Raw genomic sequence first — 8,520 nt, forward strand, 5'->3', positions numbered from 1 at the left:
TAAATTCCGGGATCGATCCGCATCCGTGCCGCGATTAAGCGGTCGCGGCGCCATCCTTCGTTGAGGCGTGATCGTGGTAATCGTGGTGGTCTTCGATCACCGGCAGAGTCTCAAACTGGTGGAATGGCGGAGGTGACGTCAAAGTCCACTCCAGCGTCGTTGCGCCTTCGCCCCATGGGTTGTTCGCCGCTTTCTTGCCCGCAGTGAATGCGTACGCAAGATTGACGAAGAAGATCAGCATAGAAGCCGCCATAATGACGTAGCCGTAGGAGCTAACCTGATTCCAGAACGCGAACTGCTCTGGGAAATCGGGGTAGCGACGCGGCATACCGTTCATTCCCAAGAAGTGTTGCGGGAAGAAGATCACGTTCACCCCGATGAAGAACACCCAGAAGTGCAGGTGCGAAAGGAACTCAGAATGCATCCGACCGCTCATTTTCGGGAACCAGTAATAGAAACCGGCAAACAGCGAGAACACAGCGCCCATCGACAGCACGTAGTGGAAGTGGGCCACAACGTAATAGGTGTCGTGAAGGTTATCATCGATACCGCCATTGGCCAGCACCACGCCGGTCACACCGCCAACGGTGAAGAGGAAGATGAAGCCAAGCGCCCAAACCATTGGCGATTTGAATTCCATCGAACCACCCCACATGGTCGCGATCCAGCTAAAGATCTTCACACCCGTGGGAACGGCGATCACCATCGTTGCGGCGGTGAAGTACATCTTCGTGTTCACGTCGAGGCCGACTGTGTACATGTGGTGCGCCCACACGACGAAGCCGACGACACCGATGGCAACCATCGCATAGGCCATGCCGAGATAGCCAAACACAGGCTTACGACTGAAAGTTGCAACGATCTGAGAAACCATGCCGAAACCCGGCAGAATCATGATGTACACTTCGGGGTGCCCGAAGAACCAGAACAAGTGTTGGTAGAGGACAGGATCACCACCGCCGGCGGGATCAAAGAATGTCGTGCCGAAATTGCGGTCCGTCAAAAGCATCGTGATCGCAGCGGCCAAGACCGGCAGCGCGAGCAAGAGCAGGAATGCGGTGACCAAAACCGACCACACGAACAACGGCATTTTGTGCAGGGTCATACCCGGCGCACGCATGTTGAAGATGGTTGTGATGAAGTTGGTCGCCCCCAAGATGGAGCCAGCGCCCGCCAAGTGGAGCGAGAAGATTGCAAAATCGACCGATGGCCCCGGAGCATAGGTCGTGGAAAGCGGCGCATAGACCGTCCAACCGACGCCCGCACCCAAACCGTTGGCCGAACCCGGCACAAACATTGAGAACAGCAAGCTCAAGAAACCAACGACAGTCAGCCAGAACGAGATGTTGTTCATCCGTGGGAACGCCATGTCCGGCGCACCAATCATCAACGGTACGAACCAGTTACCAAAGCCGCCGATCATTGCCGGCATAACCATGAAGAAGACCATGATCAGACCGTGAGCCGTGATAAAGACGTTCCACATGTGACCAGCGGCGGCGATGTCGCCTTCCGCTGCACCAGCGAACCAGAACAGATATTGGATGCCCGGCTCAGCCAGTTCCAAACGCATGATACCGGAAATCGCGCCACCGATGATCCCTGCGACAATCGCAAAAATCAGATACAGCGTGCCGATATCCTTGTGGTTGGTTGACATGAACCAACGGGCGAAAAAGCCCGGCATGTGATCGCCATGATCGTCATGCGAATGATCCCCGCCGTGACCTGCGGTTGGAGCGTCGAAACCTTCAGCTGTGGTGGCCATCGTTTGCGTCTCTTTGTTTCGGTTTAATCTGTGTTCTTAAATGCGTGTCGCTGCGATAAATTACGCAGCGGGCTCTTCGGCGGCTTCGTCAGCGGGGGGAGCGTCTGTATCCGCTGCTTCAGCCGATACTTCGTCTTCGTCGCTTGGGATCGTTCCGCCTTCTGACAGAACCCACGCCTCGAAATCTTCCATCGGAACCGCTTCGACGGCGATGGGCATAAACCCGTGCAGAGCGCCGCAAAGTTCTGAACATTGGCCGTAATACACGCCTGGCTCTTCGATGACGAGCATGCGCTCATTCAAACGGCCCGGAACGGCGTCCTGTTTGAACCAAAGCGAAGGAACCGCAAATGCGTGAATAACGTCGGCCGCAGTGGTTTGAATGCGAAGCGGCACACCGACCGGAACAACCATCCGATTGTCCACTGCAAGCTGATGGTATTCACCATTCGCCGCTGCTGCATCTTCGTCCAACATGTTGGAGATTACTTCGACATCGTGATCAGGGTATTCGTAGCCCCAATACCATTGGTACCCGACTGCCTTGATCGTGATCGCATCGGCAGGCGGCGTTTCATATTGCCGCGCAAGCAATGTGATCGACGGAACGGCGATGATCACCAAAATAATAACAGGAACAATGGTCCAAACCACTTCGATCAACGTGTTGTGCGTTGTCTTGGATGGAACCGGATTGGCACGACGGTTGAAACGGAAACCGACATACAACAGCAATCCCAGCACGAAAATGCTGATCGCGGTGATGACCGGCATCAAAATCCAGTCGTGCATGAACAAGGCGTATTCGCCGTCTTTCGTATACTGATCTTGGAAAGTCATGCTCTTCAACGGATCATCGTAATACGATGTCGGCATGCCTTTGCCTTCGGTCGGCTCCAAGGGCGTGTAACCGCCCGGCTCAACCGGACCAGTTTCGGCATCAGCCGTCGCAGCGGATTGTTCAGCAACAACACCGTCTTGCGCAGCATCTTGCGCGATCGCCATCTGGGGCGATGCAACGGCTAGAACAGCCGCCATTAGCGCCAGAATTGAGAACTTCATGCGGGCAAAAGCCTGACCCATAATCGTGCCTAATCAGTTTTCGAATTTATCCCAAGTTGAACGCAAGTTAGCAAACTTTGCCGCCCCAATCGCCCAACGCGCCCATGGCATTTCTGCCAAAGTCGATTGCCCCATAGCCTCGCTTGCTCAGTGCCTCAAGCGGTTCTAGGGAGAAAATTATGCAAGGCTTCATGCCGTTGGCGCAATTGGCCTAGAGAATTGGGACCCACACGCCCTATATTTTGAGGAATTTTCAAGACGATGACCACACACGAAACTATCCCCGAAACTGTTGATGACGTGCTCAAAGAGTTCCGCGACTGCGGGGCATTGCTCGAAGGGCATTTCAAACTCTCATCGGGGCGGCATAGCGGTCATTACCTACAATGCGCGCGGGTCTTGATGGATCCAGCCCGCGCGGGGCGGCTGGCGCAAGCGATTGTAAACGCGATCCCCGACGATGTTTTGGACCAAGTTGATGTGGTGGTCTCACCCGCGATGGGCGGCATTATAGTCGGTCACGAAGTTGCGCGCGTCCTCAAGAAAGATGGCATGTTCCTCGAACGGCCCGAAGGCACTTTCCATCTTCGCCGCGGATTCGCGTTGGAGCCGGGCGCGAAAGTTTTGATGGTCGAAGACGTGGTCACAACCGGCCTATCCAGCCGGGAAGCCATCGACGCGGTCGCCCGCGAAGGGGGCGAAGTCATTGCCGAATGTGCGTTAATCGACCGGTCATTGGGTTCCGCCGATCTTGGCGTACCTTTCTATCCGCTCGCGGCATTCGATTTTCCGACATACGATGAAAATGACATCCCGGATGCCCTTGCCAGCGTAGCTGTGACCAAACCCGGCAGCAGGAAATAACAATGCAGGACATCGCCGCCAATTCTTCTCTACCTCCGTTGCGGTTGGGCGTGAACATTGATCACGTGGCCACCATCCGCAATGCGCGGGGCGGCGACCATCCCGATCCCGTGCGCGCTGCGCAGATTGTGGCGAGTGTCGGCGGCGATGGAATCACCGCCCATTTGCGCGAAGATCGTCGCCATATCCGCGACGAAGATCTGGCCCGCATCCAAGACGCCACAGATTTGCCGTTGAACCTAGAAATGGCCGCGACACAGGAAATGTTGGGCATCGCATTGCGCCACAAACCGCACGCGGCGTGTATCGTCCCGGAAAAGCGCGAAGAGCGCACAACCGAAGGCGGATTGGACGCGGCTGGCTTGCACAACACCTTGGTTCCGATTGTGGATCGATTGCGGGAAGCCGACATCCGCGTGTCGTTGTTTATCGAAGCGGATGAACGACAATTGGAAACCGCCTTGCATCTTGGCGTGCCGGTGGTCGAATTCCACACGGGCGAATACGCACATGCGATCTTGGATGGCGATGGCGACCGCACCGCAAAGGAATTGCGGCGCATCACCGATATGGCGGCTTTGGCGGCCAAGAACGGGATTGAACCGCATGCCGGCCACGGTCTAACATTCGACAATGTTCAACCGATCGCAGCCATTCCCCAGCTCGCCGAATTGAATATCGGGCATTACCTCATCGCAGAGGCGGTTTTCACCGGCCTAGAACCGGCCATTCGCCGGATGCGTGATTTGATGGACGCCGCGCGATGAAGGCGGAATCTTGAAAACCGAATCGGCATCATGACGAACGATCAACTCCCCACTTTATCCCGTGATCAAAAGCTATGGTCATTCGGCGCTGCGGCTTTGTTCCTGATCGCCGTCGCGTTTCTGGGCTTTGCGCTCAACACCGGGGCGATGCGTGGATTTGCGATTGGATGGCTCGCATTGCAGATATTCGGCTATGTCGGGGCGCTGAAAATCGCAAAGGGGGATTTTTCACACCCCTTGTTCAAATCTCAGGTGATCCTGCATAGTATCGCCCTAATGCTCCTTGTGGTGAGCGTGATAAAGGCAACGTCATGATTATCGGATTGGGTTCTGACCTGTGCAATATCGACCGGATCGCCAATTCGTTGGAGCGATACGGCGAACGTTTTGAGAACCGTGTATTCACCGAAGTCGAACGCGCTAAGGCGCGCCGCCGACCTTACACAATCGCCGGCACCTATGCGAAACGCTTTGCTGCGAAAGAAGCCTTCAGCAAAGCGGTTGGCACCGGGTTTCGACGGGGCGTTTTCATGAAGGATATCGGCGTCGTCAACGCGCCTTCGGGTGCGCCGACATTGGCTTTGACCGGCGGCGCTGCAAAGCGGCTTGAAGAAATGGTCCCGCCGGGCCATGAGGCGCACATCCACATGACCTTGACCGATGATCACCCATGGGCGCAGGCCTTTGTCATTATCGAGGCATTTCCCCGTTAAGTCGGCCGCGCGCTGCCCCAAATCCAAAAAACGGACACTTGAGTGACTAAAACCGACGAAAAAGAGAAGGTCAATTGGTTCGCAGAATTTCGCGGACTGGCTCTAATGCTGTTGGCCGTGCTGGCTTTTCACAGCCTCGTGGCAAAACCGTTTTACATCCCATCGACTTCAATGATGCCATCATTGCATGTTGGCGATCGATTGGTGGTTAGCAAATATCCCTATGGCTGGTCGTGGGCTTCGGCGAGTTTTCACCTGTTGCCGCGTGGCGACTGGCGCGTTTTCGGATCAACCCCTGAATATGGCGATATCGTTATCCCGGTGCATCCGATCCGCGATGAAGATTACATCAAACGGGTCGTTGCCCTTCCCGGTGACACGATCGAAGTGCGCGATGGCCGCATCATTTTGAACGGCGTGCCGGTGAAGCGCGAAGTGGTGCCGCCGGTGCGCATTCCGTTTGAACCCGATCTGACATGCAGAGGCCGTCCGTGCCTCGACAACTTCCTCGCCTACAAAGTGCGCATGCCCAATGGCGAACAATTCTTTGAACCGCCCACCTATCGTGAAACTCTGCCCAACGGTGCGACCTATTTGATTATCGATCATGCCGATCAAAGCCGCACGCGAATGGGCGAAGACGATCTGGATAATTATGGTCCTTACATCGTGCCCGAAGGGCATGTCTTCACGATGGGAGACAATCGCGATGAGAGCGCCGACAGCAGAGCCAGAGCCGAGAAAAGCGGCCTTGGCGGGGCAATTCCGCTTGAGAACATTGGTGGACGAGCAGAGTTCATCACCTTCTCTGTTGATGGATCGGCCACATGGAACCCGCTCAGCTGGTATTCGGCGATGCGCGGGGATCGGGCATGGACGACGTTGCGACCGGCCATTGCGGAACAAAACCCCATTGCCGAACAAAGCGAAGCGCCGGAACCCGCGGCCGATTGAATAATGTGAGGGCCATCCATGGCTAGAAAATTTCTCTACTTCATCGCGTTCTGCATTGTGATCTTCCTGATCGGGCGGATCGCTTATGAGATGTTTCAAGAGGAACTGGCCGAATTTGTGTTCGTGCCGAGCGCCGAATTCACCCCAACCGCGCCGATGGAGGCGAACGCGTACCAAGACCCTGCTTTGTGGTATTCGCGCCCGGGAATTGGCGTGAATGACCCGGCCCGGTGGCAGCCTGCATACGCGCCAATTGCGCAAGCGGCATCCGATGACGGCGCAACGCAGTCGGGCACGGCGGCAGATACGGCAGGCAACGCCCCCACTCAGGCCACACCGCCGGACGCGCCGGATTTTGCGGTCTTTTTCATCCACCCGACAAGCTACCTAAGCCGCGACAATTGGAACGCAGCAATTGGCGATGAAGAAGCAGAACGGGTCGCACGGCTGTATGTTCGCGGTATGGCTAGTCCATTCAACGCCGCCAGCGAAATTTGGGCCCCGCGTTATCGTCAGGCGACGATGGGCGCGTTTTTGACCGATGCACCAGAGGCGCAGCAAGCGTTGGACGCTGCCTATGCCGATGTAGTTGAGGCGTTCGGCTATTTCGTGGAATCGGTTGACGCCGACACACCGATTGTCATCGCCGGGCACAGCCAAGGGTCTTTGCACCTGTTGCGATTGTTGCGTGAGGAAGTGAACGGTTCGCCGATCAAAAGCCGATTGGTCGCCGCCTATGCCGTGGGTTGGCCGATCTCAGTGGAACGCGATCTGCCCGCATTGGGAATCGATGCGTGCGCCACGGCGGCTCAGACCGGATGCTTGATTTCATGGTCGAGCTTTGCCGAACCGGCCGATCCCTCTTCGGTGATCGATACGTATTCTGCATCCATCGGCTTTGACGGGGAAGCGCGCGGAAACAGTCAGATTTTGTGCACCAATCCCATCACCGGAACTTTTGGCGGGGCGGCCGACGCCAGCAGCAATCTGGGCACATTGGTGCCCGACAACACTTTGTCGAACGGCGAGCTTGTTCCGGCGGCGGTGCCGGCGCGTTGTGACGAACGCGGATTGTTGTTGATCGGCGATCCACCCGATCTTGGCTCTTACGTCCTGCCCGGCAACAATTATCACGTGTATGATATCCCATTGTTTTGGGCGAACACACAGGCGGACGTTGCCCGCCGAGTGAGCGCGGCTGCGTTGAGGAACGGCGAACCGGTCACGGTCACCGAACCAGAGAGTGTGGCAAACTGATCACCGAATTTGCGCCCGATTTTGCGGATGCATTGCCCGATAGCGATGACGGCGGTGGCGTGCTGCTGGGTCTTGATCTTGGGACCAAGACGATCGGCACGGCCCTTTGCGATGCGGGATGGCGTTTTGCTACCAATGGAAAAACCATCACCCGTGGAAAATGGGCCCGCGACCGCGCATTGATCAGAGAAATCGTGGAAGCGCGCAAAGTCACTGGGATTGTTTTGGGGCTCCCCCGCAATATGGACGGCAGCGAAGGACCGCGCGCTCAGGCAAGCCGCGCCTTTGCCCGCAACGCCGAAGAAGCGTTTGGAATGCCGATCCTGTTGTGGGACGAACGATGGTCCACGCAAAGCGCAGAAGCCGCAATGATCGGACAAGATATGAGTCGCGCGCGCCGCGCTGAAGCTATCGACAGCCACGCCGCAGCGGTCATTTTGCAAGGCGCCATTGATCGATTGGCCGGCGGCATCCTTTAACGCGCAGCGTCTCGCGCAAGTTTATCTTCGATCCCTATGCGTCTGTTTTGAGCAAGAGTGGCTACCATCCGGCTGCCGCTGCGTGAGGCGCGATCCCAAATTGCATCGCGTTCCACCGCATCCACCGCTCGACCTGCGCGGGCTTCGAAACTGGCAAGACGCAATCGGTCGCTGGGATGCGTGGTTCCAATCCAATCCGCAAACTCAACCGCATTGTTAGCGCCGCTGGCCACGGCGGTGCGCAAGAAAACCTCGGTTGCGTTGGGGCTTAGAAAGCGCGTGATCTCACCGCTTTCAAGATCAAACCCGTATTGGTCAAACCATGCTTGGGCAGGATCGACGTGCATCACGTTCAACGACACAGAAAGACTTTGCGCTGGCAATTGTGAATGCACATCGCGATGCGCACGATAGAGCATCATCTTCCCTTGGTGGAGCGCGCTGCGTTCGATAAAGCGAAGGCCCGCATTCTCCCCGCGATACCCGGTCACTGCGTCGTAATCGTACTCATAATAATCGCTGGCATATCCGGGGCCCAGATATCCGCTGGTGAGGAATGAGAAATTGTGATCGTGGGGCACGCCGTAGACAAAGGTTCTGGCCCCGCTGTTGCGAAAGCACAGATCGTGTTCGGCGGGCCAGATATTGGCGSTSTC

The 8,520-nt window shown here is 56.6% G+C and carries 10 protein-coding genes; 7 read left to right on the forward strand and 3 right to left on the reverse strand.

Features of this window, described 5'->3' with window-relative positions; genetic code table 11:
• Positions 1 to 34: 34 nt before the first annotated feature.
• A complete protein-coding gene (gene ctaD, locus BQ8290_RS14950) occupies positions 35 to 1,768 on the reverse strand; it encodes a cytochrome c oxidase subunit I (RefSeq protein WP_108791620.1) in 1,734 nt (577 codons plus the stop codon).
• A 60-nt stretch (positions 1,769 to 1,828) separates the two neighbouring features.
• Complete coding sequence (gene coxB, locus BQ8290_RS14955; RefSeq protein ID WP_337661469.1) at positions 1,829 to 2,851, reverse strand: cytochrome c oxidase subunit II; 1,023 nt, start codon at positions 2,849 to 2,851, stop codon at positions 1,829 to 1,831.
• A 240-nt stretch (positions 2,852 to 3,091) separates the two neighbouring features.
• Between coxB and pyrE the strand changes: the two genes are divergently transcribed.
• The 7 genes from pyrE to ruvX are packed head-to-tail and all read left to right on the forward strand — an operon-like array spanning position 3,092 to position 7,864.
• Complete coding sequence (gene pyrE / locus BQ8290_RS14960; protein ID WP_108791622.1) at positions 3,092 to 3,694, forward strand: orotate phosphoribosyltransferase; 603 nt, start codon at positions 3,092 to 3,094, stop codon at positions 3,692 to 3,694.
• Positions 3,695 to 3,696: 2 nt separating this feature from the next.
• Complete coding sequence (locus BQ8290_RS14965) at positions 3,697 to 4,461, forward strand: pyridoxine 5'-phosphate synthase (protein ID WP_108791624.1); 765 nt, start codon at positions 3,697 to 3,699, stop codon at positions 4,459 to 4,461.
• Between the two features lie 30 nt (positions 4,462 to 4,491).
• Positions 4,492 to 4,776, forward strand: a complete 285-nt coding sequence (locus tag BQ8290_RS14970) for a pyridoxal phosphate biosynthetic protein (RefSeq protein ID WP_108791626.1) — start codon at positions 4,492 to 4,494, stop codon at positions 4,774 to 4,776.
• On the forward strand, positions 4,773 to 5,174 hold the full coding sequence (acpS, locus tag BQ8290_RS14975) for a holo-ACP synthase (RefSeq protein WP_108791628.1): 402 nt from the start codon (positions 4,773 to 4,775) through the stop codon (positions 5,172 to 5,174). The genes BQ8290_RS14970 and acpS overlap by 4 nt, the downstream gene beginning before the upstream one ends.
• 42 nt (positions 5,175 to 5,216) lie before the next feature.
• Positions 5,217 to 6,128, forward strand: coding sequence for a signal peptidase I (gene lepB / locus BQ8290_RS14980; RefSeq protein ID WP_108791630.1), 912 nt, complete (start codon positions 5,217 to 5,219; stop codon positions 6,126 to 6,128).
• 18 nt (positions 6,129 to 6,146) lie between these two features.
• Complete coding sequence (locus BQ8290_RS14985) at positions 6,147 to 7,385, forward strand: DUF3089 domain-containing protein (RefSeq protein WP_108791632.1); 1,239 nt, start codon at positions 6,147 to 6,149, stop codon at positions 7,383 to 7,385.
• Positions 7,386 to 7,417: 32 nt separating this feature from the next.
• Positions 7,418 to 7,864: a Holliday junction resolvase RuvX gene (gene ruvX, locus BQ8290_RS14990; protein ID WP_337661470.1), complete on the forward strand. Its 447-nt coding sequence runs from the start codon at positions 7,418 to 7,420 to the stop codon at positions 7,862 to 7,864.
• Here the strand turns inward: ruvX and BQ8290_RS14995 are convergent.
• Positions 7,861 to 8,520 (reverse strand): transposase (locus BQ8290_RS14995; RefSeq protein WP_108791634.1); only part of this gene is annotated, 660 nt, incomplete at its 5' end. The two genes, ruvX and BQ8290_RS14995, sit on opposite strands and share 4 nt — an antisense overlap.

It is taken from the genome of Erythrobacter sp. Alg231-14, from assembly GCF_900149685.1.
Lineage (GTDB): Bacteria > Pseudomonadota > Alphaproteobacteria > Sphingomonadales > Sphingomonadaceae > Erythrobacter.

Coding starts and splice junctions, on each gene's coding strand:
- ctaD (WP_108791620.1), bottom strand. CDS start 1,768: ATGGCCACCACAGCTGAAGGTTTCGACGCTCCAACCGCAGGTCACGGC.
- BQ8290_RS14970 (WP_108791626.1), top strand. CDS start 4,492: ATGACGAACGATCAACTCCCCACTTTATCCCGTGATCAAAAGCTATGG.
- coxB (WP_337661469.1), bottom strand. CDS start 2,851: ATGGGTCAGGCTTTTGCCCGCATGAAGTTCTCAATTCTGGCGCTAATG.
- BQ8290_RS14985 (WP_108791632.1), top strand. CDS start 6,147: ATGGCTAGAAAATTTCTCTACTTCATCGCGTTCTGCATTGTGATCTTC.
- BQ8290_RS14965 (WP_108791624.1), top strand. CDS start 3,697: ATGCAGGACATCGCCGCCAATTCTTCTCTACCTCCGTTGCGGTTGGGC.
- acpS (WP_108791628.1), top strand. CDS start 4,773: ATGATTATCGGATTGGGTTCTGACCTGTGCAATATCGACCGGATCGCC.
- pyrE (WP_108791622.1), top strand. CDS start 3,092: ATGACCACACACGAAACTATCCCCGAAACTGTTGATGACGTGCTCAAA.